At 69.7% G+C, this 21,053-nt stretch carries 24 protein-coding genes, 1 other RNA gene and 1 pseudogene; 12 read left to right on the top strand and 14 right to left on the bottom strand.

Annotation, left to right across the window (positions count from 1 at the left end; translation table 11 throughout):
- The first annotated feature begins 7 nt into the window (after nucleotides 1-7).
- Together amrS and amrB are read left to right on the top strand one after the other, a co-directional pair.
- Complete coding sequence (gene amrS, locus ATI37_RS06590; protein WP_117237661.1) at nucleotides 8-1,057, top strand: AmmeMemoRadiSam system radical SAM enzyme; 1,050 nt, start codon at nucleotides 8-10, stop codon at nucleotides 1,055-1,057.
- A 44-nt stretch (nucleotides 1,058-1,101) separates the two neighbouring features.
- Nucleotides 1,102-1,905, top strand: a complete 804-nt coding sequence (gene amrB, locus ATI37_RS06595; protein WP_117237662.1) for an AmmeMemoRadiSam system protein B — start codon at nucleotides 1,102-1,104, stop codon at nucleotides 1,903-1,905.
- A 498-nt stretch (nucleotides 1,906-2,403) separates the two neighbouring features.
- Here amrB and ATI37_RS06605 read toward each other — a convergent pair whose 3' ends face one another.
- From ATI37_RS06605 to ATI37_RS06625, 5 genes and pseudogenes are all read right to left on the bottom strand, one after another.
- Entirely contained in the window at nucleotides 2,404-2,793 is a 390-nt protein-coding gene (locus ATI37_RS06605; RefSeq protein ID WP_117237663.1) for a hypothetical protein, read from the bottom strand.
- Nucleotides 2,794-2,803: 10 nt separating this feature from the next.
- A pseudogene (locus ATI37_RS06610) lies at nucleotides 2,804-3,552 on the bottom strand (HAD family hydrolase).
- Nucleotides 3,549-3,917 (bottom strand): hypothetical protein, encoded by a 369-nt coding sequence (locus ATI37_RS06615; protein WP_117237665.1) that lies wholly within the window; start codon nucleotides 3,915-3,917, stop codon nucleotides 3,549-3,551. Before ATI37_RS06615 ends, ATI37_RS06610 begins: the two are co-directional and overlap by 4 nt.
- Nucleotides 3,914-4,429 (bottom strand): LOG family protein, encoded by a 516-nt coding sequence (locus tag ATI37_RS06620; protein WP_117237666.1) that lies wholly within the window; start codon nucleotides 4,427-4,429, stop codon nucleotides 3,914-3,916. The genes ATI37_RS06615 and ATI37_RS06620 overlap by 4 nt, the downstream gene beginning before the upstream one ends.
- Entirely contained in the window at nucleotides 4,430-4,864 is a 435-nt protein-coding gene (locus tag ATI37_RS06625; RefSeq protein ID WP_117237667.1) for a universal stress protein, read from the bottom strand.
- Nucleotides 4,865-4,909: 45 nt separating this feature from the next.
- Here ATI37_RS06625 and rlmB point away from each other — a divergent pair, with 45 nt between their 5' ends.
- From rlmB to ATI37_RS06650, 5 genes are read left to right on the top strand one after another with little or no spacing between them, the layout of a single operon-like run.
- Nucleotides 4,910-5,626 carry a 23S rRNA (guanosine(2251)-2'-O)-methyltransferase RlmB gene (gene rlmB / locus ATI37_RS06630; protein ID WP_117237668.1) on the top strand — a complete coding sequence of 239 codons (717 nt, stop codon included), beginning with the start codon at nucleotides 4,910-4,912 and terminating at the stop codon, nucleotides 5,624-5,626.
- A gap of 4 nt (nucleotides 5,627-5,630) precedes the next feature.
- Complete coding sequence (locus ATI37_RS06635) at nucleotides 5,631-6,701, top strand: M20 family metallopeptidase (protein ID WP_117237669.1); 1,071 nt, start codon at nucleotides 5,631-5,633, stop codon at nucleotides 6,699-6,701.
- Nucleotides 6,686-6,922, top strand: a complete 237-nt coding sequence (locus tag ATI37_RS06640; RefSeq protein ID WP_117237670.1) for a putative signal transducing protein — start codon at nucleotides 6,686-6,688, stop codon at nucleotides 6,920-6,922. The genes ATI37_RS06635 and ATI37_RS06640 overlap by 16 nt, the downstream gene beginning before the upstream one ends.
- Complete coding sequence (locus tag ATI37_RS06645) at nucleotides 6,919-7,827, top strand: glucokinase (RefSeq protein WP_117237671.1); 909 nt, start codon at nucleotides 6,919-6,921, stop codon at nucleotides 7,825-7,827. Before ATI37_RS06640 ends, ATI37_RS06645 begins: the two co-directional genes overlap by 4 nt.
- Nucleotides 7,814-8,026, top strand: coding sequence for a DUF2905 family protein (locus ATI37_RS06650; protein WP_117237672.1), 213 nt, complete (start codon nucleotides 7,814-7,816; stop codon nucleotides 8,024-8,026). The genes ATI37_RS06645 and ATI37_RS06650 overlap by 14 nt, the downstream gene beginning before the upstream one ends.
- Here the strand turns inward: ATI37_RS06650 and folE are convergent.
- The 5 genes from folE to ATI37_RS06675 are packed head-to-tail and all read right to left on the bottom strand — an operon-like array spanning nucleotide 8,023 to nucleotide 11,293.
- Nucleotides 8,023-8,634, bottom strand: a complete 612-nt coding sequence (folE, locus tag ATI37_RS06655) for a GTP cyclohydrolase I FolE (RefSeq protein WP_117237673.1) — start codon at nucleotides 8,632-8,634, stop codon at nucleotides 8,023-8,025. The genes ATI37_RS06650 and folE overlap by 4 nt on opposite strands.
- Nucleotides 8,635-8,672: 38 nt before the next feature.
- Nucleotides 8,673-9,362, bottom strand: coding sequence for a gamma carbonic anhydrase family protein (locus ATI37_RS06660; protein ID WP_117237674.1), 690 nt, complete (start codon nucleotides 9,360-9,362; stop codon nucleotides 8,673-8,675).
- Nucleotides 9,343-9,723 (bottom strand): NUDIX hydrolase, encoded by a 381-nt coding sequence (locus ATI37_RS06665; protein WP_117237675.1) that lies wholly within the window; start codon nucleotides 9,721-9,723, stop codon nucleotides 9,343-9,345. The genes ATI37_RS06660 and ATI37_RS06665 overlap by 20 nt, the downstream gene beginning before the upstream one ends.
- Nucleotides 9,714-10,577, bottom strand: coding sequence for a DUF1028 domain-containing protein (locus ATI37_RS06670; RefSeq protein WP_117237676.1), 864 nt, complete (start codon nucleotides 10,575-10,577; stop codon nucleotides 9,714-9,716). Before ATI37_RS06670 ends, ATI37_RS06665 begins: the two co-directional genes overlap by 10 nt.
- Before the next feature lie 32 nt (nucleotides 10,578-10,609).
- Nucleotides 10,610-11,293 carry a hypothetical protein gene (locus ATI37_RS06675; protein ID WP_198665519.1) on the bottom strand — a complete coding sequence of 228 codons (684 nt, stop codon included), beginning with the start codon at nucleotides 11,291-11,293 and terminating at the stop codon, nucleotides 10,610-10,612.
- Nucleotides 11,294-11,334: 41 nt separating this feature from the next.
- Here ATI37_RS06675 and ATI37_RS06680 point away from each other — a divergent pair, with 41 nt between their 5' ends.
- Nucleotides 11,335-12,600: a replication-associated recombination protein A gene (locus tag ATI37_RS06680; RefSeq protein WP_117237678.1), complete on the top strand. Its 1,266-nt coding sequence runs from the start codon at nucleotides 11,335-11,337 to the stop codon at nucleotides 12,598-12,600.
- Nucleotides 12,601-12,939: 339 nt separating this feature from the next.
- On the opposite strand, the gene ATI37_RS06690 is transcribed toward ATI37_RS06680, so the two are convergent.
- Entirely contained in the window at nucleotides 12,940-13,725 is a 786-nt protein-coding gene (locus tag ATI37_RS06690) for a carbohydrate ABC transporter permease (protein WP_117238548.1), read from the bottom strand.
- A gap of 99 nt (nucleotides 13,726-13,824) precedes the next feature.
- On the opposite strand from ATI37_RS06690, the gene ATI37_RS06695 reads away from it, so the two are divergent.
- Nucleotides 13,825-15,024 (top strand): CaiB/BaiF CoA transferase family protein, encoded by a 1,200-nt coding sequence (locus ATI37_RS06695; RefSeq protein WP_117237679.1) that lies wholly within the window; start codon nucleotides 13,825-13,827, stop codon nucleotides 15,022-15,024.
- 94 nt (nucleotides 15,025-15,118) lie between these two features.
- On the opposite strand, the gene ffs is transcribed toward ATI37_RS06695, so the two are convergent.
- Nucleotides 15,119-15,213: signal recognition particle sRNA small type (ffs, locus tag ATI37_RS06700), an RNA gene on the bottom strand.
- A 19-nt stretch (nucleotides 15,214-15,232) separates the two neighbouring features.
- Here ffs and ATI37_RS06705 point away from each other — a divergent pair.
- Nucleotides 15,233-16,111, top strand: coding sequence for an ABC transporter ATP-binding protein (locus ATI37_RS06705; protein ID WP_117237680.1), 879 nt, complete (start codon nucleotides 15,233-15,235; stop codon nucleotides 16,109-16,111).
- Nucleotides 16,104-16,874, top strand: coding sequence for an ABC transporter permease (locus ATI37_RS06710; RefSeq protein WP_117237681.1), 771 nt, complete (start codon nucleotides 16,104-16,106; stop codon nucleotides 16,872-16,874). Before ATI37_RS06705 ends, ATI37_RS06710 begins: the two co-directional genes overlap by 8 nt.
- Here ATI37_RS06710 and ATI37_RS06715 read toward each other — a convergent pair.
- The gene (locus ATI37_RS06715) at nucleotides 16,871-17,935 is read right to left on the bottom strand and encodes an aminopeptidase (protein WP_117237682.1); all 1,065 of its coding nucleotides are present in this window, start codon (nucleotides 17,933-17,935) and stop codon (nucleotides 16,871-16,873) included. The genes ATI37_RS06710 and ATI37_RS06715 overlap by 4 nt on opposite strands.
- Nucleotides 17,936-17,956: 21 nt before the next feature.
- On the opposite strand from ATI37_RS06715, the gene ATI37_RS06720 reads away from it, so the two are divergent.
- Complete coding sequence (locus ATI37_RS06720; protein ID WP_117238549.1) at nucleotides 17,957-19,039, top strand: E3 binding domain-containing protein; 1,083 nt, start codon at nucleotides 17,957-17,959, stop codon at nucleotides 19,037-19,039.
- Here ATI37_RS06720 and uvrB read toward each other — a convergent pair.
- Nucleotides 19,036-21,033, bottom strand: coding sequence for an excinuclease ABC subunit UvrB (uvrB, locus tag ATI37_RS06725; protein WP_117237683.1), 1,998 nt, complete (start codon nucleotides 21,031-21,033; stop codon nucleotides 19,036-19,038). The two genes, ATI37_RS06720 and uvrB, sit on opposite strands and share 4 nt — an antisense overlap.
- Nucleotides 21,034-21,053: the final 20 nt, after the last annotated feature.

The raw sequence follows: 21,053 nt of genomic DNA on the forward strand, positions 1-21,053 counted from the left end.
CTATCAAATGGCCCTGACCGCCACCTTAAGGGAAGCGGACCTGAAGCGCCCCCTGCCCAAGGGCTTTGTGCAGTGCCGGGCCTGCGCCCACTACTGCGCGGTTCCCCAGGGCGGGGCGGGGAAGTGCGGCGTGCGCCGCAACCTGGGCGGCAGGCTCTACCTGGTCACCTACGGCAAGGCGGCCGCGGTGCACCTGGACCCGGTGGAGAAGAAGCCCCTCTACCACTTCCACCCCGGGGAAGGGATCCTCTCCGTGGGCACCGTGGGCTGCAACCTCTTCTGCGCCTTCTGCCAGAACTGGCAGATCTCCCAGTTCCGGGCGTTCCATGTGAGCCCGGAGGGCCGCCCGGACCGGCCCATCGGCGAGGACTGGCCACCCCATAGGATCGTGGCGGAGGCCGAGGCCCTAGGGGTGAGGCTTCTCGCCTACACCTACAATGAGCCTGCCGTATGGGTGGAGTACGCCCACGACACCGCCAGGCTGGCCAAGGCCCAGGGCATGAAGAACGTCTTCGTCACCAGCGGCTTTGAGACGGAGGAGGCCTGGGACTACATCCGACCCTACCTGGATGCGGCCAACGTGGACCTAAAGGGCTTCACCGAGAAGTTCTACCGGGAGATCTGCGGGGCCCGGCTCGGGCCCGTCCTGGAAAGCCTGGAGCACCTCTTGGCCTCTGGGGTGTGGGTGGAGGTCACCACCTTGCTCCTCGAGGGCTACAACGACTCGGAGGCCGAGGTCCGGGCCATGGCCCGCTTCCTCAAGGGCCTCTCCCCGGAGATCCCCTGGCACCTCACCGCCGCCCACCCCGACTACCGCATGCTGGACCTTAGGCCCACCCGGCACGCCACCCTGGTCAGGGCCTACGGGATCGCCAAGGAAGAGGGCCTCCGCTTCGTCTACGTGGGCAACGTCCTGGACGAGGAGAGGGGCTCCACCTCCTGCCCGGACTGCGGCCGGCTCCTCATCCGCAGGCGGGGGTTCAGGGCGGAGCCCCTATGGCGGGAGCCCGGGGTCTGCCCGGGGTGCGGGAGGAAGATCCCCGGGGTATGGACCTGAATACCCCACCAGGGGCCCCAGGTGGCCAACCCGAAGGGAAAGCCATGGGCGTCGGGCCAAGGGTGAGGGTGGAACGGGTTGCGGGGTACTTCTACCCCAAGGACGGGGAGGTCCTGCGGAGGGAGGTGGAAGGCCTCCTACGGGCCGCCAAGACCCCGCCTCTGCCCGGGGTCCGGGGGATCCTCTCCCCCCACGCGGGCTACTTCTGCTCGGGAAAGGTGGCGGCGGAGGGCTTCCAGGCCCTCTCCGCCTGGCGGGGCCGGGCGGGGCGGGCCTTGCTCCTTGGCCCCAGCCACTTCGTCCCCTTCCTGGGGGTGGCCTTCTACCCCTACCGGGCCTGGCGCACCCCTTTGGGGGAGGTGGCGGTGGACCTGGAGGGGGCGAGGAGGCTTCTTGGAAGGAGCTTTCCCTTCCTGGAGCTAGAGGAGCCTTTCCTGGAGGAGCACAGCCTCGAGGTCCTCCTCCCCTTCCTCCAGGTGGCCCTCCCCGGCGTCCCCATCCTCCCCCTCCTCTTCGGGGAGGTGGACCCCTTGGGGGTGGCCGAGGCCCTCCTGGAGGAGCTCTTTCCCACGGACCTGGTGGTGGCCAGCAGCGACCTCTCCCACTACCACCCGGACCCCGTGGCCCGGGAGCGGGACCGGAGGACCCTGGAGGCTGCCCTTAGCCTGGAGGCCGAGGCCCTTTCCGGGGCCGAGGCCTGCGGCCGCCTTCCCTGGGCGGGCCTCACCGCCTTAGCCCGGGGGCTGGGCTGGAAGCCCAGGCTCCTCGCCTACGCCACCAGCGCCGAGGCCTCCGGGGACAGGGGGCGGGTGGTGGGGTACACGGCGGTGGCCTACGGGCCAGGCTAAGGCCTTGACCCCGGTCCGCAAGCGCCTCTCCGCGGAGGCGTATCACCGGATGGCGGAAGCGGGCCTCCTTACGGGAGGACGACCGGGTGGAACTCCTGGAGGGGGATGTGGCAGATGAGCCCCATCGGTAGCCCCCACGCCGCCTTGCGCCGGCCCCCCTAGAGGCCGAGGGGCGTTGCCCCATGGCCATACGGGACCCGGTGGGCCTGGAGGCTTGCTCTAGGCCGAAGCCGGACCTGTCCCTCCTCAAGCCCCGGGAAGGCCTGTACCTCGAGGCCCACCCGGGCCCTGGGGGCATCCCCCTTCTGGTGGGGGTGGCCGAGTCCTCTAGAAAAAGCACCCCTTTACGCCCAACACGGGGTCCGGGAGGTATGGGTGCTGGACCTGGAGGGAAGGGTTCTCCGCCTCTTCCGCCACCCCTCGCCCCAAGGCCGCCGGGAGGCATCCGTCCCCGGGCCTAAGGACCCTTGGGGTGAACCTGGAGGTGGCCCGCCCGCTTTAGAGCCGGAAAAGGGGCCGGAACCAGGGGATGGAAAGGAGCACCACGAGGAGGGCTAGCCCAAAGAGGAGCCGGGCCCAAGGCCTCCCTTTTCGCGCCTGGGAAAGCCCCCCGTGGGCCAGCCCCAGGGCCACAAGCCCTCCCACCCAGTGCTCGGCCACGAAGTAGCGGGCCTCGCCGGGGGTGCGCATGACCTCCTCCAGGGCCGCGAGGGCCCCCAGGAAAAGGGGGCTAAGGAAGGCCAGGACCACCCCCAGGACCACCTGCAGGGTCAGGGTGTGGGCGAAGAAGGCCCCGGGGCGGGGCCTGGGGTCCAGAAGGGCCCAAACCCCGAAGAGGAGGACGGGCCAGCGCACCAGGTTGTGGAGGAAGAGGAGGACCTCGTACATGGCCTGGAGTCTACCCCAAAAGGGCCAGGGCCTCCCGGAGGTCCCTCACGGTGAGGTGGGGGGAAACCGGGGGTCGGGGGGGCGGTGGCCCCGGTCCACCCAGACCGCCTGGATGCCCGCAAGCAAAGCTCCCTGGACGTCCCGCTCCGGGTTGTCCCCCAGCATCACCGCCTCCCCAGGGCCCGCCCCAAAGGCGCAGAGGGCCATGCGGAAGAGCCGGGGGTCGGGCTTGCCCAGGCCTACCTCTCCCGAGATCAGGGTCAGGGGAAAGGCCCCCCCAAGCCCCGCCCCGAAGAGCTTTTCCCGCTGCAGGTCCGGCACCCCGTTGGTGAGGAGGACGGGGATGGCCCCCCTCTCCCTTAGGGCGGAAAGAAACTCCCACACCTCGGGGAAGAGGGGATAGCGGCGCCTTTCCTGGAAGAAGGCCTCGGCCAGCTCTCCCGCCCTCTCCACCGGCCCCCCAAGGGCCTCTAGGGCTTCCTGGAAGGCCCGCTTCCGGAAGGGCCAGGCCCAGGCGGCCAAGACCTCCAGGCCCGGGGTGGCGTACCGGGCCCAGAGGGCCTCGAGGGCGGAGTGGCCGATGGCCTCCGCCCAGGGGTAGAAGGGGGCTTCCCGGAAGAGGGCCTCCGCCTTGGCCTTCACCGCGGGGAAAAGCCCCTCCACCCCCACCGCCTCCCCCAGAGCAGCCAGGACCTCCTGGCTCACCCGGTGGTCCTGGAGGAGGGTGTCGTCCAGGTCCAAAAGCCAAAGCCGCTTCACGGGCCCTCCCGCACCAGGATGGGGTTCTCCCCAGGGTCAAAGAGGAGGAGGTGCCCCCCCGCCTCGCGGAAGGGGAGGCCGTACTTGGCGAGGCGGAGCCGCTCGTGGGGCAGGTTTTCCACGATGAAGACCAGCCGCCCCTCCTCCAGCCTCAGCCGGGCGAACCCCTGCCCCTCGGGCCTGGGCCGCTGCGGCCCCCGCTCCAACCCCCCAGGCCCCGGCCGGAGGAGGAGAAGGGGGCCTTCCGCCGGGGCCAGAAGGGCCTCCTTCTCGGGCAAGAGCGCCTCCAGAACCAGGCCCAGGGCCTGGTAGAAGCTCACCCCCTGGCCCAGGTCGGGAACGTAGACGAGAAGGGTTTCGCTCACAGCGACCTCAAAAAGGCCCTTAGGTCCCCCTCGTCCGCCACCACCTGGATGAGGTCCAGGTCCTCCCGGGCGATCTCCCCGAGGGGGCGGAGGAGGGAAAGCCAGTAGGGGTCCACAGCCAGGGGCCGCCCCAGGCCCCGCCTCAAGTAGAGGAGGTTCCAGGCCAAGACGAGCTCCGCCAGGGTGCCCACCCCGCCCGGGAGGGCCAGGTACCCCGCCCCCAGGTCCAGAAGGCGGCCGATGCGCTCGGGGAGCGTGGCGGCGGGGAGCTCCACGTCCACATGGGGGTTGGGACCTGGCCTCTCCGGAAAGAGCCTCGGGGCCGTCACCCCTACCACCAGCCCCCCCTTGGCCTTCACCCCTTGGGCCAAGGCCGCCATCCCCCCCTGGTACCCTCCCGAGGCCAGGCCAAACCCCTCCTCGGCCAGCACCTCCCCGTAGCGCAAAAGCCTGGGGTAAAGGGGGTCCTCCGGGGGGAGGCGGGAGGAGACGAAGACCGAGACGAGGCGCATCTAACGGCAGCGCACCACCAGGACGGGGACGGAAACGCGGTGGAGGACCCCCTCCGTCACCGAACCCAGAAGGAGCTTATCCAGCCCCGTGCGCCCGTGGGTGCCCATGACCAGGAGGTCAAAGCCCTTGGCCGCCTCCACGATGGTGGGGATAGGAACCCCCTCCTTCACCTCCCCCGTGGCCTCCACCCCCTGCTCCTGAGCTAGGGCCAAGGCCTTGGCGACGGTCTCCTCCCCTGCCTTCTTCAGGTCCTCCAGGAGCTCCAGGCCGTAGGGGACGCTCTCGGGAGTGACCCAGATGGCCTGGGCGGGGTTTTCTAGGACGTAGAGGAAGTGGACCTTGGCTGAAAGGGCCCTGGCCAGGTCTAGGCCGTGCTCTAGGGCCTGGAAGCTGCAGGGGCTCCCGTCCGTGGGTATGAGGATGCTCTTGTACATGCCGCCTCCTTCCCCCACATCATACCAACGCCCTAGACTCGGGCCATGTGGATCTACGGGCGGAACCCAGTCCTCGAGGCCCTGAAGGAAGGGCGGGCCCGGCGGGTCCTGGTGGCCAGGGGGGTAGAGGGCTGGCTCCTGAGGGAGCTGGAAAGGCTCGGGGCCCCCTACATCCCGGTCCCCCGGATCGAGCTGGACACCCTCCTCAAGACCACCCACCATCAGGGGATCGCTGCCTTGGTGGAAGCGCCCCGCTACGCCTCCTTGGAGGAGGCCTTCCGCCTAGCCCAGTCCCGCAAAGAGCCCCCCCTCCTCGTGGCCCTGGACGGCATCACCGACCCCAGGAACTACGGGGCCATGATCCGGAGCGCCCTGGCCCTAGGGGCCCACGGGGTCCTCTCCGAGGAACGCCGGGCCGCCCCCCTCTCCCCCCTGGCCCTGAAGGCGAGCGCCGGGGCGGCCCTGAAGCTTCCCCTCGTCAAGGTGAAGAACCTGCCCCGGGCCCTCAAGGAACTCCAGGAACGGGGGGTTTGGGTCTACGGCCTGGACCCCAAGGGGGAGAAGACCCCCAAGGAGCTGGATCTCGGGAGGCCCTTGGCCCTGGTGGTGGGCTCGGAGGGGGAGGGGATGCGCAGGCTGGTGAGGGAAAGCTGCGACGAGCTCTTCCGCATCCCCATCCGGCCCGAGGCCGAGTCCCTAAACGCCTCCGTGGCCCTGGGCATCGCCCTTTACCAGGTGGCCCTGGCCCGGGGTGTAGGATAGGGGCGTGGACTGGGTCAGGCTCCTTTCCCGCCTCCTCCAGGCGGAAAGCCTCCCCGGGCAGGAGGGGGAGGCGGCGGCCCTCCTCCTGGAGGCCCTGAAGGGAATGGGCCTCGAGGCGGGGCTGGACGAGGCGGGCAACGTGGAGGCCCTCCTCGGGGAGGAGGAGCCCGAGGTGGTCCTTGCCGGCCACCTGGACGTGGTCCCCGTGGGGGACGAGGCCCTATGGCCTCACCCCCAGGGAGCGGTGGTGGGGGGATCGGTCTTTGGCCGGGGGGCGGTGGACATGAAAGGCCCCCTGGTGGCCATGCTCTTGGCCCTGGAACACCTGAGGGCGAGGCCCCTAAGGGGGCGGGTCCGCTTCCTGGCCACGGTGCAGGAGGAGGTGGGGGGCCTGGGAAGCCGCTACGCGGCGGAGAGGCTTTCCCCCTTGGCCTTCGTCCTGGGGGAGCCCTCGGGGCGCAGGCTCATGCGGGGGCACCAGGGCCGGGCCGAGGTCTTCGTGGACCTGGAGGGGGAGGCCCGGCACGCCGCCCTCGCGGGCCCGGAAAACGCCCTGTACGACCTGGCGGAGTATCTCCTTTCCCTTAGGGAACTCCCCCCCCATCCCGGCCTCAGGCTCACCCCCACCCGGGTGGACACCTTTCCCGGGGCCAGGAACCAGACCCCAGAGGTGGTCCGCCTTTACCTGGACGTGCGCTACGAGCCCGAGGCCGACCCCGAAAGGCTTTTGGAAGTCCTCAAGACCCTGGGCCCCGCCTCGGTCTACCTCCCCGAGGAAGAAAGGGCCTCGGGGGAGGTGCGGATGCGAATCCCCGCCCTCTGGCCCCCCTACCGCCTCCCCTCGGACCACCCCCTGCTCCGGGTGGCCCTGAAGGCCCTGGGGCAGGAGGAGGCCGGGGTTTGGCCCTTCACCACCGACGCCCCCTACCTGGGGGCCAAGGCCCCGGTGCTGGGTTATGGCCCCGGGGACCCCGGCCTGGCCCACACCCTACGGGAGCACATCCCCCTCGCCGAGGTGGAGGCCGCAGGCCGGGACTACGTTCGCCTAGTGGAGGCCCTATGGAACGCCGCCTGATCGCCGGAACCCCCTACCGCAAGCTCCTTTCTGCCCCCCGCCCCGTGGCCGAAGGGATCAAGGCCCGCCTCGAGGCCAGGGGTCTCCCCGTGGTCCTGGAGACCCCCTTCTCCGGCCTACCCGAGGCCGCCCTGGGCACCTACATGGGGGACGTGGCCCTCTGGGTCCCCGAGGCCCTATGGGGAGAGGCCGAGGCCCTTTTGTCGGAGGAGACCCCATGACGGTGGTGGGCCTGGACCTAGGGGGCACCAAGATCGCCGCCGGGGCCTTTGACGGGAAAAGGCTCCTCTCCCAGGTGGTCCTCCCCACCCCCAAGGAAGGGGGGATGGCGGTGGTGGCAGCCCTGGCGGAGGCGGCGAGGCGGGCGGAAGAGGAGGCCGAGGTGAGGGCCGTGGCCCTGGGCCTCGGCAGCCCGGGGCCCTTGGACTTCCGGGAGGGGAAGATCCGCTTCACCCCCAACATCCCCAACATGGAGGACTTCCCCATCCGCCGCCTCCTGGAGGAGGCCACAGCAAGGCCGGTCTTCTTGGAGAACGACGCCAACGCCGCCGCCCTGGCCGAGCACCACCTGGGGGCGGGGAAGGGGGAGAGGAGCTCCCTCTTCCTCACCGTCTCCACAGGGATCGGCGGGGGGGTGGTCCTGGAGGGGCGGGTCCTGAGGGGGGAGAGGGGGCAGGGGGGGGAGCTGGGCCACCTCACCCTCCTCCCCGGGGGGCCCGCGTGCGGGTGCGGCCTCGAGGGGTGCCTCGAGGCCCTGGCCGCGGGCCGGGCCCTGGAGCGGGAGGCGGGCTACGCCTACAGGCGGCCCGTGGACGTCCGGGAGCTCTTCCGCCTCTTCGGGGAGGGGGATCCCAGGGCGGAGCGCATCCTTCTCCAGGGGGCCCGGTACGTGGGGATGGGCCTCGCCAGCCTGGTCAAGGCCTTTGACCCGGGGGTGGTCGTCCTGGGGGGCGGGGTGGCCCTGAACGCCCCCGAGGGGTACTGGGAGGCCCTCCTAGAGGCCTACCGCCGCTACCTCCGGGGCTGGGAGGTCCCACCCCTCAAGAAGGCCCTCTTGGGGGCTGAAGCCGGGCTTCTGGGGGCAGCCCTCACCGCTTACCTGGAGGTGCGGGATGGAGCTAGGTAAGGTTCTAGTCTACCTGGGCCTCTTCCTCCTGATCCTGGGGCTTCTCCTCCTCTACTTCCCCAAGCTCTTCGCCTGGTTCGGCCACCTGCCGGGGGACATCCGCCTGGAGCGGGAGGGCCTGCGGCTGTACATCCCCCTCGCCTCGGCCCTCCTCCTCTCCCTGATCCTCACCCTGCTCTTCAACCTCCTGCGCCGCTAGAGGCGGAGGTGGCTTAAAAACTCCTCCCGGGTCTTGGCGTCCTCCCGGAAGACCCCCAGCATGGCGCTGGTGACGGTGCGGGAGTGCTGCTTCTCCACCCCCCGCATCATCATGCAGAGGTGGACGCCGTCCACCACCACCCCCACCCCCCGGGGCTCCAGGATCTCCTGGACGGCCTCGGCGATCTGCACCGCAAGCCTCTCTTGCACCTGGAGGCGGCGGGCGAACATGTCCACGATGCGGGCGAACTTGGAAAGGCCCAGGATCTTCTCCTCAGGGATGTAGCCGACGTGCACCTGGCCGAAGAAGGGAAGCAGGTGGTGCTCGCACAGGGAGTAGAACTCAATCCCCCTCACCACCACCATCTCGCTCCCCTCGGCCTGGAAGATGGCCCCGTTGACGATCTCCTCCAGGCTCTGCCGGTACCCGCGGGTGAGGAAGGCCCAGGCCTTGGCCACCCTTTCCGGAGTCTTCAGGAGACCTTCCCGGCTGGGGTCCTCCCCGATCACCTGGAGCCAGTCTGCGGCCAAGGCCTCGAGGCGGCCCAGGTCCACATGGGTTTCAAAGGTCAGCCCCGTTTCCTCTATCTCCACCATCTTGCACTCCATACTGGCCTCTTTGTGCTCTTCCCAATGTGGTCCGGGGCTCACTCGGGAGCGATGAGGCCTTCCATGAGAAGGGGTCTCGCCGCCGCCTCCTCCAGGGGGAAGCCCTGGGCTGCTCGCTTGAGGCTCTCCAAGACCCCTTTTTGCCGCTTCAGCCTGAGGTGGAGTTCGCTGAAGGGGTTGAGGGCGTCCTGCCCCCTCAGGGTCAGGCGGTAGCGCCTGGGGAGTTCCAGGGGGGAAAGCCCCTTAGCGTACCGCTCGGCCAGGGCCCGGTAGCGGGGGGCGTTTTCCGGGGGAGGGACGGGCTTCGCCACCCGGGCCGGGACCCCCAGGGCCAGCATCCCCTCGGGGACCTCCATTCCCGCCGTCACCACTGCCCCCGCCCCCACCACGGCGTTCCTGCCGATGCGGGCCCCGTTGAGCACGACGGCCCCCATGCCGATCAGGGCCCCTTCCTCCACCACCGCCCCGTGGACGATGGCCCGGTGCCCCACGGTGACGGAAGGCCCCAAGAGGCAGGGAAAGCCGGGGTCAGCGTGGAGGATGGCCCCGTCCTGGACGTTGCTCCCCGGGCCGACGACCACCCTTTCCAGATCCCCCCTTACCACGGCGGCGAACCATATGGAGGCCCCCTCCCCCACCTCCACCTCCCCCACCACGTAGGCCCCGGGGGCGAGGAAGGCCGTGGGGTGGATCTTGGGCGTCTTTGCCTCAAAGCGGTAGGCGCTCAAGGGCCACCTCCAAAAGCCTCAGGTCCTCGGGGAAGGCGAGGAGGGCTTTGGCCTCCTCAGGGGAGAACCAGCCCGCCCCGGTCATCCCCCTCTCCAGCCTAGGCTCCCCCTCCCCCCGCATGAGGAACCAGTGCACCTCCCGCTCCACCCCCTTGGGGTTCACGTAACGGGTGGGGAAGAGGGGAAGGAGGACCCTGGCCTTGACCCCCGTTTCCTCCCAGACCTCCCGGACCGCGGCGGCCTCGAGGGCCTCCCCCTCCTCGGGGTGCCCCTTGGGAAAGACCCAGAAGCCCATGCGGTCCCGGAGGAGGAGGACCTCCCTCCTGGCGTTGAAGACCACGCCCCCCGCCCCTAGCTCCATCCGTACCTCCCCTTGAGGTAGGCCAGGGTGGCCTCGTCCACCTCCGGCCCTCCCCCATAGCGCTCCTCCAGGTTCTCCATGCCGATGAGGGCCAGAAAGGCCCACTCCGTCTCCGGGCCGAAGACCCCGTCCACTTCCCCTTGGTAAAGCCCGAGGCCCCGGAGGACCCCCTGGAAAAAGCGCACCTCGTCCTCGGTGAGGGGCCGCCTCTCCTTGGGCCTCTCAAAGAGGAGGCGGTGGAGGGCGAGGAGGCGGAAAAGCTCCCCGATGGGCTCGGGGTGGTCGTCGGCCCGGAGGTCTATGTAGCGGTCCCAAAGCCCCCCGTACCCCTTCCCCTCCCCCACCACCAAGAGGGCCGCCGACTGCTTCCCCCTTTTGTCCCCCCCGGCCTCCTCCCCGGCCTTCAGGGCCAGGAGAAGCCTCTCGGGGAAAGGGGCCTTTTCCGAGAGGAAGACCTCGGCCATGGCCTCCACCACCTGGGGGCCCAGAAGGAGGTTCCCCTGGGCGGCAAAGCCCTCCCCCGCCACCCCGCCCGCCCAGGGATGGCACTCCCTTCCGGTGAAGGTGAGGCTCTCCCCCGTGGCCGCCACCAGGCCGAACTGGCGCTTCTCCAGGCCGGGGTCCGTGCGGCGGAAGGCCTCCAGGACCCCCTCAGGGCTCGCCCCCTGGCGCAAGAGGGCCAGGCCCTGGGGCCCGAAGCGGGGGTTGGCGTAGGACTGGGTGGCGATGGCCCCCACCCCCGCCTCGGCGAAGGGCACCACCGCCCCCACCGCCAGGAACTTGCTGGCCACCGCCACGCCCAGGTCCCCGGTTTCCGGGTCCCTGGCCACCAGGGAGAAGGTGGCTAGCCTCATGCCCTTATCCTAAGGCCCTTCCCTGAAGAACCTTAGGATTGCAGGAGGGCTTCCGCCTCCAAGCGCAGCAGGACCCGCTCCAGGCTCCCCCCCTGCCAGCGCTCCACCGCATAGGCGGAAAGGGGAAAGCGCTCCCTAAGACGCCGAAGGAGCCCCGCTGCGTCCTCGGGGCGGCCCGCCTGCAGCACCAGGAGGTAGCCGCCAGATACCTGAAAGGCCAGGTCCTCCCGCCTGAGCTCCCCCAGCAGGGTCTCCGGGGAAACGGAGGTGCCCAGGTAGACCAAGACCAGGGGCCGCCTCAGGGCCAAGCCCTCGAGGGCCCCCCCTAGGCGCCTAAGGTCCTCCCGGGTGCCCACCCGGGGCATAGGGGGGAGCAAGGGGGCCTCCCGCCCCGTGCCCAGGAGGAAGGCCACCCCTAGAGCCAGGGCCCCAAGCCCCCCGCCCAGGGCGGCGTAGGGGGGGACCTCCCCCCCCACGAGGAGGAGAGCGCCCTCCAGGGCCAGCTGGAAGGCGAGGAGGGACAGGCCCAGGACCAGGAAAAGCTGCACGGAATAGGCCACGGGAAAACGGGAGTAGAGGCTTCCCACCCCCGAGAGGAGGAGGGCGGAGAGGAGGAGGCCCAAGCCCCGGCCCACCTCCCCCAGGGGCTCGCCCCAGGCCAGGGGGAGGAGGCCCAAAAGGAAAAGGCCCCAAGGCAGAAGGAAAAGCCCCCGCATTCCCCCCAAGCCTACCACACCCCCCTTACACCGGCCTTAACATCAAGGATGTGGAGTCCTTGGCGGAGCGCCTGAGGCCCAAGACCCTCGAGGAGGTCCTGGGCCAGCCCCACCTCACGGGGGAGAAGGGGCTCCTGAGGCGGATGCTGGAGGCGGGGAGGCTTGCCTCCATGGTCCTCTTCGGCCCCCCGGGCACGGGGAAGACCACCCTGGCCTGCCTCCTGGCCGAGGGGACGGGGAGGCCCTTCCTGAGGCTTTCCGCCGTGGAAACGGGGCTTAAGGAGGTGCGCCAGGCGGTGGAAAGGGCCAGGGAAGAAGGGGGCCTCGTCCTCTTCCTGGACGAGATCCACCGCTTTAACAAGGCCCAGCAGGACGCCCTCTTGCCCCACCTGGAGTCGGGCCTTCTCACCCTGGTGGGGGCCACGGCGGAAAACCCCGCCTTCCTCCTCACCCCCGCCCTCCGCTCCCGCCTCCGCCTCTTCCCCCTGAGGCCCCTTTCGCAAGGGGACCTCCTCGTCCTCCTCCAGCGGGCCCTGGAGGACCCCAGGGGCCTTCCCGGGGTGGCCTACGAGGAGGAGGCCCTCCGCCTCCTGGCCCAGGCGGCGGAAGGGGACGCCCGCTTCGCCCTGAACACCCTGGAGCTCGCCGCCGCCTTCGGGCGGGTGGACCTTGGGAGCGTGCGCGAGGCCTTGGGGGCGGAAAGGCTAGGCATGGACCGGGAAGGGGATCGGTTTTACGACCTGGTCTCCGCCCTGCACAAAAGCCTCCGGGGAGGCCACGTGGACGCCGCCCTCTACTACCTGGCGAGGCTCCTAAAGGGCGGGGCCGACCCCCGATACCTGGCCCGGAGGCTCATCCGGGTGGCCCTCGAGGACATCGGCCTGGCCGACCCTCTGGCCCTGAGGCTTTGTGTGGCCGCCAAGGAGGCCTACGAGGCCCTGGGGAGCCCGGAGGGAGAGCTCGCCCTGGTGGAGGCCGCGGTCTACCTGGCCCTGGCCCCCAAGTCCCATAGCCTCTACCGGGCCTGGAAGCGGGCGGAGGAGGCCATAGCCGCCCACCCCGAGGCCCCTGTACCCCTGAACCTGAGGAACGCCCCCACCACCCTGGCCCAGGCCCTGGGGCACGGGGAGGGCTACGCCTACTACCACGAGGACAAGGAGGGGAGCTTTGCCCAGAGGTACCTGCCGGAAGGGCTGGAGGGCCTCACCCTCTTTGAGGCCGTGGGGGAAGGCTGGGAAGAGAGGGTGCGGGAGAGGCTAAAGGCCCTTAGGGAGCGGTTCCGAAGCGCAGCGCCGCCGAAAGGCTAAAGAGGAGGCCCCCACCAAACCCCCCATGGCCCCCACCTCCGCCACGAAGTCCGAGCAGTAGGTCCCCGAGGAAGCCGGCCAGGCCAAGGACCAAGAGCCTCCACCAGAGCCTGAAACACCGATGAGGGGGAAGGGCGGTGACCGGGGTCTACCCCGAAGAGGGGTTGTTGAGCAGGCTTCCCCCTAGCCTGGCTTCCAGGCCCCTGGCGGGCTCCGGGGGGCGGAGCATGGCCACGGGAACACAGGCGTTAGGAGCAAGACAAGCCCCCACGCCGAGGCGCGCATGGCTTTCACGCCCTTACAGAACCAGGCTAGGCCAGGGCCCAAGGGCCCATCCAGCTACCCCTTCAACCCCTCTTCAAAGGTGGCCACCACCCGCCTCTCAAAGGCCAGGTAGAGGAGGGCGATGGGGAGAACGCTCAGGAGGGCTGCCGCCGAGAGGAGGCCCCAGTCCGTGGGGTACTTGCGCTGCAGGTCGGTGAGCCAGGTCTGCACCGTCCAGAGGTTGGGGTCCGTGACCACCACCCGGGGGTAGAGGACCAGGTTCCAGTGGGTGGCGAAGGCCAAGACCCCAGCCGCCACCAGGGTGGGCCGCACCAAGGGGAAGAGAATCCAGAAGAGGAGGACCCTATGCCCCGCCCCGTCCAGCCTGGCCGCCTCCAGAAGCTCCTCGGGCACCGCCCGCATGGCCTGGAAGACCAGATAGATGACGAAGGGGCTGGCGGCGAAGGGCAGCAGGAGGGCAAAGACCGTGTCCAAAAGGGAAAGCCCCCTCAGGATGCCGTAAAGGGGCACCAGGAGCAGCTCAGCGGGAACGGCCATGAGGACCAGGTAGAGGGCCAGAAGGCCAAGCCCGGCTCTGAGGGCGTAGGCGGCCAGGAGGGCGGTGAAAAGCTGCAGGAGGACCACCCCCGAGGAGAGGCCTAAAGAGAAGAGGAGGCGTCCCCAAAAGCCCTCTCCTGCCAGGCCCCGCACGTTCTCCAGGCTAAAGCCCACCTGGGAGAAGAGCTCCCCGGAGTACACCGCCTCCTTGGGCATGAAGGCGGCGTAGGCCATCCAGAGGAAGGGAAGGGCCACGAAGAGGAGGACGGCGAAGACGAAGAGGTGGCGCAGCAACCGGCCCACGCTCCCATCATACCCCTCTTCTCCGCAACCCTCGGCCCTGGGGATCCCCGGGGCCCCCATCCTGGCTGGGACCAGGGTGGGGTGGTATAGGATGCCCCCATGAAGCCCCTTTCTGGCATCAAGGTCCTAGACCTCTCCCGGGTCCTGGCAGGGCCCCTTTGCACCCTGATCCTGGCCGACCTGGGGGCCGAGGTGGTCAAGGTGGAACCCCCCTGGGGGGACGAGACCCGGGGCTGGGGCCCCCCCTTTTTGATGGGGGAAAGCGCCTACTTCCTCGCCGTGAACCGGGGCAAGCGGAGCCTGGCCTTGGACCTGAAGCGGGAGGAGGGCCAGGCTGCGGTGCGCCGCCTGGCCCAGGAGGCCGACGTCCTGGTGGAGAACTTCAAGACGGGGGACCTGAAGCGCTACAGGCTTGATTACGAAAGCCTTAGCGGCCTCAACCCCCGGTTGGTCTACCTGTCCATCACCGGCTTCGGCCACACGGGGCCCAGGGCCCAGGAGCCTGGGTACGACGCCGCCCTCCAGGGCTACACGGGCATCATGTCCGTGACCGGGGAGCCGGAGGGCCCCCCCATGAAGGTGGGGGTGGCCTGGATTGACGTGATGACGGGGATGATGGGGGCGGTGGCGGTCCTGGCCGCCCTCCTGGAGCGGGAAAGGAGCGGCCAGGGCCAGCACATCGACCTCTCCCTTTACGACGTGGGCCTCTTCGCCCTGGCCAACCTGGGGGAAAGCTACCTCCTCACCGGGGTTCCCCCAAAAAGGCTCGGGAACGCCCACGCCCAGATCGTGCCCTACGGGGCCTTTCCTGCGGAGGACGGCTGGATCGTCCTGGCGGTGGGCAACGACGAGCAGTTCGGCAGACTCTGCCGGGCCTTGGGCCTCCCCGGGCTAGGGGAGCGCTTTCCCCAAAACCAAAAGAGGGTGGAGAACCGGGAAGAGGTGGAAAAGGCCCTCTCCCAGGTCCTCCGCACCCGACCCCGGGCCTACTGGCTCTCCCGGCTCAAGGAGGCGGGCGTGCCCGTGGCCCCGGTGAACGACCTAAAGGAGGCCTTCGCCGACCCCCAGGCGGAGGCCAGGGGGGCCATCTGGATGCTGGAGCACCCCCTTTTGGGAAACCTCCCCACCCTGGCCAACCCCTTGCGCTTCCTCTCCCGCACCCCCGCAGGGCCCAGCCTGCCCCCGCCCCTTTTAGGGGAGCACACGGAGGCGGTCCTCCTGGAGGCGGGCCTCACCCAGGAGGAGGTCCAAGCCCTTGTGGAAAAGGGGGTGGCCCGGAAGCGGGATGGGGTGGGCTAAGGAGAACAAATCCCGTGATCAAGGGACTTTTTCAACCTGAGCCCGCAGGCGAAGGCCAAGGGAGCCTGTGGATAACCCTGTGGATAAGCCGCCCCCGGCTACCCAGCGGCGCCCGACCCAGAGCGCTTAGGGCTGCTTCCTTCCGGACCTGACCCGGTTCACGCCCGGACCGCCGCGCTGGACCGGGGGCTTGGGTAGTATAGCACCCATGGAGGCCCTGAGGCTAGAGGGCATCGGCAAGCGGTACGGCCGGAAGCCCATCCTGGAAGGGGTGAGCCTTGCCGTGCGCCCGGGGGAGGTCTACGCCCTGGCGGGCCCCAACGGCTCGGGCAAGACCACCCTGATCCGCCTGGTGACCGGTCTCGCCTTCCCCACCTGGGGGCGCGCCCTCCTCCTGGGGGAGGACGTGCACAAAAGCCCCGCCGCCAAGCGCCACCTGGGGGCGGTGGTGGAGGCCCCTGCGGCCTTCTACCCCTACCTCACCGGCCGTGAGAACCTGCGCCTCCACGCCTACCTTTCCGGGGTAAAGGACGAGGCCCGGGTAGGCGAGGTCCTGGCCCGGCTAAAGCTCCTCGCCGTGGCCGACCAAAGGGTGGGAAGCTACTCCTTGGGCCAGAGGCAGCGCCTGGGTCTGGCGGCGGCCATCCTCCACCGTCCCAAGGTCCTGGTCCTGGACGAGCCCACCAGCGGCCTTGACCCCGAGGGGGTGGAGCTGGTCCACAGCCTCCTGAAGGAGGAGGCGCAAAACGGCGCGGCCGTCCTCCTCTCCACCCACCACCTCCAGGAGGTCTCCCGGTACACCCATAGGGTGGGCATCCTTGGCGGAGGGCGGCTTTTGGACGAGGTGACCCTCACGGACCAGAAGGCCTACCGCCTCGAGGCCCACCCCTTGGAGGGAGCCCTGGCCCTCCTCAGGACCCTTCCGCAGGTGACCGCCGCCCGGCTCCAGGGCGGGGCCATCCTCTTTAAGGGAGACCCGGAGGCCGCCCTAGGGGCCCTTCTGAAGGAGGGCTACCGGGTGAAGGCCCTTTCCCCCCAGGGCTTTGACCTCATGGCCTACTACCAGGAAAGGGTAAGGCATGCTTAGGCTCATCCTCTTTGAGGCCTTCAAGCTCTTCCGGCTCCGCTCCGTGCGGATTGGGCTTTTTGCCGCCTTCCTCCTCCCCTTCCTCTGGGCCCTGGCCCCCGGGCTCAAGGAGGTCTACGGCCTGGTCCTGGCCTCGGGCTGGCAGGTGGTCTCCCTGAGCCTCCTTGCGGGCATGGAGTTCCTCTTCCCCTTCCTGGTGGTCATGGCGGCGGGCGAGTCCCTGGGGAGCGAGGTGGCCCAGGGCACGCTGAAAAGCCTCCTCCTTCGCCCCCTTCCCCGGACCCCCCTCCTGCTCGCCAAGCTCCTCGCCCTCCTCCTCTACCCCTTCGTCCTCCTCGGGGCAAGCTTCCTGGGGGGGCTCCTCGCGGGCCTGCCCCACGGCCTCGGCCCCTTCTTCGGGGGCACGGGCCTGGGGGAGGGGGGGTTCGCCGGGGTAGGCCTCCTCACCCCCCAGGTGGCCCTAGAGGAACTCCTCCGGGCCCACCTCCTGGCGGGGGCGGTGCTCCTGCCCCTGGCCTCCTTGGCCCTCCTCTACGCCACCCTCCTCCTCTCCACCACGGCGGCCGCCCTGGCGGCGGTGGCCACCCTCCTCCTCATGCGCCTCCTGGTGGCCTTTCCCGCCCTCACCCCCTTCCTCCTCACCACCTATCTGGACCTGCACCTCAGGCCAGAGGCGGCGGGGCTGGGCCTCTCCCTCCTCCTCATCTACACCCTGGGCTTCGCCCTTTTGGCCGCTTTGGTCTTTGAGCGCCAGGACCTCTAGACGAAGCGGCCATCCACCAGGAGGGGCTCCCCGTCCAGGAGAAGTCTTCCCTCCTTCAGGGAGAGGACCAGGTCCCAGTGCAGGGCGCTCTCGTTCCTCCCCCCGGTCTCCGGATAGCTCCGGCCCAGGGCCAGGTGGACCGTGCCCCCCATCTTCTCGTCCAGGAGGATGAGGCCCGTGGGCCGATCCAGGCCGAAGTTGGTGCCGATCCCCACCTCGCCAAGCCGCCTGGCGCCCTCGTCGGTGGCCAGGGCCTCCCTGAGGTAGCCCTCCCCCGCCTCGGCCCGGGCCTCCACCACCTCGCCTCCCCGGAAGCGGAGGTACACCCCCTCCACCCGCCTCCCCCCCACGAAGGCGGGGAGGTTGAAGCGCACCTCCCCCTCGGCGGAGTCCTCCAGGGGCCCGGTGAAGACCTCCCCCGAGGGCATGTTGCGCCGCCCGTCGGAGTTCACCCAGGTGCGCCCCGCCACGGAGAGGGTGAGGTCCGTGCCCGGGGCCAGGAGGCGGAGGGTCTTGCCCTGGGCAAGCCGCCGGGTGAGGCCTTCCTGGAAGGCGGCAAGCTCCCGCCATGCGGCCACGGGGTCCCTTTGGTCCAGGAAGAGGGCCCTTTCCAGGTAGGCCTGGAACTCCGAGGTGCCCATCCCCGCCCCCACGGCGTAGCCCACCGTGGGGTAGAGGGTGAGGGCCCAGCGCTTCCTGAGGCGGAGCTCGCCTAAGGGCCGCCAGGCCCGCTGATGCTTTAGGGCGATGCCAGGGTCGAGGGAGGCCATCTCCAAGGGGTTCTCCGCGGAAAGGATTCTCAGGAACTTGTCCGCCTTCTCGTAAAGGGCCCACTCGGCCTCGGGGATGGCCTCCAGCCACCTCCCCCCGTGGAGGAGGAAGTCCCTGGCCTCCCCGGGGTAGCTGAGGCGGAGGAGGGGGTAGGCCCCCCGCTCCAGGAGGGCCCGCTTCAGGTGGGGAAGGAGGGGCAGGGCCGGGGCCTCCGCCTCCACCAAGACGGTCTCCCCGGGGGCGGCCTCGAGGCAGTACCCGGCGAGGAGCTCGGCGAAGCGCGCTTCCACCCTGTTATCATAGGGCGGAGTATGGAAGAACCCAAAATCACGCCCCTGGCCCGGCGGCTCGCCGAGGAGAACGGCATAGACTGGCGCAGGCTGAAGGGCACCGGCCCTGAGGGCACTATCGTGGAGCGGGATATCCTGGCCTTTTTGGCCAAGGTGATGGCGGGAGAGGTGGACCTCCCCCCCGCGCCGGAGGCCCCCCCGCCCCTGCCCCCGGAGCAGGAGCTCAAGCGGGCCCAGGAGGTCCTGGGAAGGGAGGGGGTGGACCTCGCCGACCTCATCCCCGAGGCTCCCGGCCCGCAGGTGGAGGGGGTGCTGGAGGAGGAGCTGGAGCTGGACTTCCCCGAGGTGGACCTGCTGGACGAGGAAGCCCTCCTGCTCCCCGAAGAGGAAGCCCCGGAGCCCCTGGAGGCCTGGGAGGAGGAGCTCCTGAGCGCCCGAGAAGCCCTGCCCGGGGAAGGCCCGGGGGAGGCCGTCCCTGGGGAGGACGAGGTGGCCTTCACCGAGGAGGCCCTTTGGGCCGCCCCGGAGGAGGTGGAAGAGGGCCTGGCCCACGAGGCGCCGGAGGGCCTTCGGGAAGGGTCCCCCGCCGAAGACCTCCCCCTGGTGGCCGCGGTCCCCCTGGCCCAGAACCCCACCCCGGGCCCCCTCCTGGGGGCAGCCCCGGTCCCCACCCAGGCCCTGGGAGCCCTCAGGGTCTTCCGGCGGCGGGTGGACCTCGAGGCCCTGAAAAAGGCCCTAGAGCCCTTTCGCCGCCACCACGGGGTGCCGGAAACGCCCCTGCCCTTCCTCCTCAAGGCAGCAGAGAGGGCCCTTGGTGAACTGGAGCTCCCCTATGGGGCCCTCCTGGGCCGGGCCGAGGGGGAGGGGGTGAGGGGGATAAGGCCTAGCCCCTCCTTCCTGGCCCTTTTCCGGCAGGAGGAGGGGGAGGAAGGGGAGGGCCTCCTCTGCTTCTTCGGCGAGGAGGAGGTCCATACGGGCCGCCCAAGCCTTTTCCTCTTCCCCGATGGGGTCCTGGCGGCCTCCGGCCTCGAGGCCCCCCTGGCCCGGAAGCTCCTGGAGCGGGTGGCCCTCTACCTGGAAAACCCCGTCCTCCTCCTGGCCTAGCGCCTCCTCCGCCTCCTCCTCCCCGGAATGGGTTCCGGGGGCTTCAGGCCCTGGAGGCGGGCCTCGAGGGCCCGGATCTCGTCCCGAAGCCTCGCCGCCCGCTCAAAGTCCAGCGCCTCCGCCGCCTGCCACATGGCGAGCTCCAGCTCCGCCAGGCGCGCCTTCAGGTCCTCGCCCTCCAGGGCCTCCTCGGCCAGGGGGGCCTCGTACCCCTCGGGGCGGATCACCGCCCTGACCCCCTTCTCCACCGTCTTGGGCACGATGCCGTGCTCAAGGTTGTAGGCCTCCTGGAGGGCCCTTCTCCGGTTCGTCTCCCGGATGGCCCGCTCCATGGCCTCGGAGACCTGGTCCGCGTAGAGCCAGACCTCGCCCCTCTCGTTCCGGGCCGCCCGGCCTATGGTCTGGATGAGGCTCCTTTCGCTCCTTAGGAAGCCCGTCTTGTCCGCGTCCAGGATGGCCACCAGGGAGACCTCGGGGAGGTCCAGGCCCTCGCGGAGGAGGTTGATGCCCACCAGGCAGTCAAAGTGGCCAAGCCTCAGGTCCCGGACCAGGGCCTGGCGCTCAAAGGCGTCCAATTCGTGGTGGAGGTAGCGGGCCCGGATGCCGTGCTCCACCAGGAAGCTCGTGAGCTCCTCCGCCATGCGCACGGTGAGGACGGTGACCAGGGTCCGCTCCCCCCGCTTGGCCCTCTCCCTTATCCCCTCCATGAGGTCCAGGATCTGGTTCTCCGTGGGCTTCACCTTGACCAGGGGGTCCAGGAGGCCCGTGGGCCGGATGATCTGCTCCACGATCCGGCCCGAGTGTTCTAGCTCAAAGGGCCCCGGGGTGGCGGAGACGAAGACCACCTGGGAAACCCGCTCCAGAAACTCCTCAAAGCGAAGGGGGCGGTTGTCCAAGGCCGAGGGGAGGCGGAAGCCATAGTCCACCAGGGTCTTCTTCCGGGCATAGTCCCCCCGGTACATCCCCTGGAGCTGGGGCACGGTCACGTGGGACTCGTCCAGGAAGACCAGAAAGTCTTCCGGGAAGTAGTCAAGAAGGGTGTAGGGGGGCTCCCCCGGGGCCTTGCCCGTGAAGTAGCGGGCGTAGTTCTCCACCCCGGGGCAGGTGCCCATGACCCGGAGCATCTCCAGGTCGTAGAGGGTGCGCTCCTTGAGGCGGGCTGCGTAGAGGACCTCTCCCCTCTCCTCAAAGTAGCGGACCCTCTCCCAGAGCTCCTTCTCGATCTCCTTGAGGATCTCCTCCAGCCCTTCCGGGGAGAGGTAGTGGGTGGCGGGGAAGAGGACGAAGCCGGGAAGCTCCCTGAGGCGCTCCCCGGTGATGGGGTGGACCTGGAGGACCCGCTCCACCTCGTCCCCCCATAGCTCCACCCGGATGGGCTCGGTCTCGTAGGCGGGGAAGATCTCCAGGACCTCCCCCCTGGCCCGGAAGCGGCCTGGGGAGAGGTCTATCTCGTTCCGCTCGTAGCCCAGTTCCAGAAGCCTCTCCAGGAGGGCCTCCCTTGGGTAGCGCATGCCCCGTTCCACCACCAGGTTCCGAGCCCTATACTCCCTAGGGTCCCCGAGGCCATAGATGGCGGAGACCGAGGCCACCACGACCACGTCCCTGCGGGTGAGGAGGCTACGGGTGGTGGAGTGGCGGAGGCGCTCAATCTCCGGGTTGATGCTGGCGTCCTTCTCTATGTAGAGGTCCTTCCCCGGTACGTAGGCCTCGGGCTGGTAGTAGTCGTAGTAGCTGATGAAGTACTCCACGGCGTTTTCCGGGAAAAGCTCCCTAAACTCCGCCGCCAGCTGGGCCGCCAGGATCTTGTTGGGGGCGAGAACCAAGGCGGGCCTCCCCAGGGCCTCTATGACCTTGGCCATGGTCACCGTCTTCCCTGTGCCCGTGGCCCCGAGGAGGGTGACGTAGCGCTCCCCGTCCCTCAAGGCCTCCACTAGCTCCCCTATAGCCCTGGGCTGGTCCCCCTTGGGGCTTGGGCCCCGGTAGCGGAAGCTCATCCCTTAGAGTATAGGGCCCC

The sequence above is a fragment of the Thermus sediminis genome, assembly GCF_003426945.1.
Classification (GTDB): domain Bacteria; phylum Deinococcota; class Deinococci; order Deinococcales; family Thermaceae; genus Thermus; species Thermus sediminis.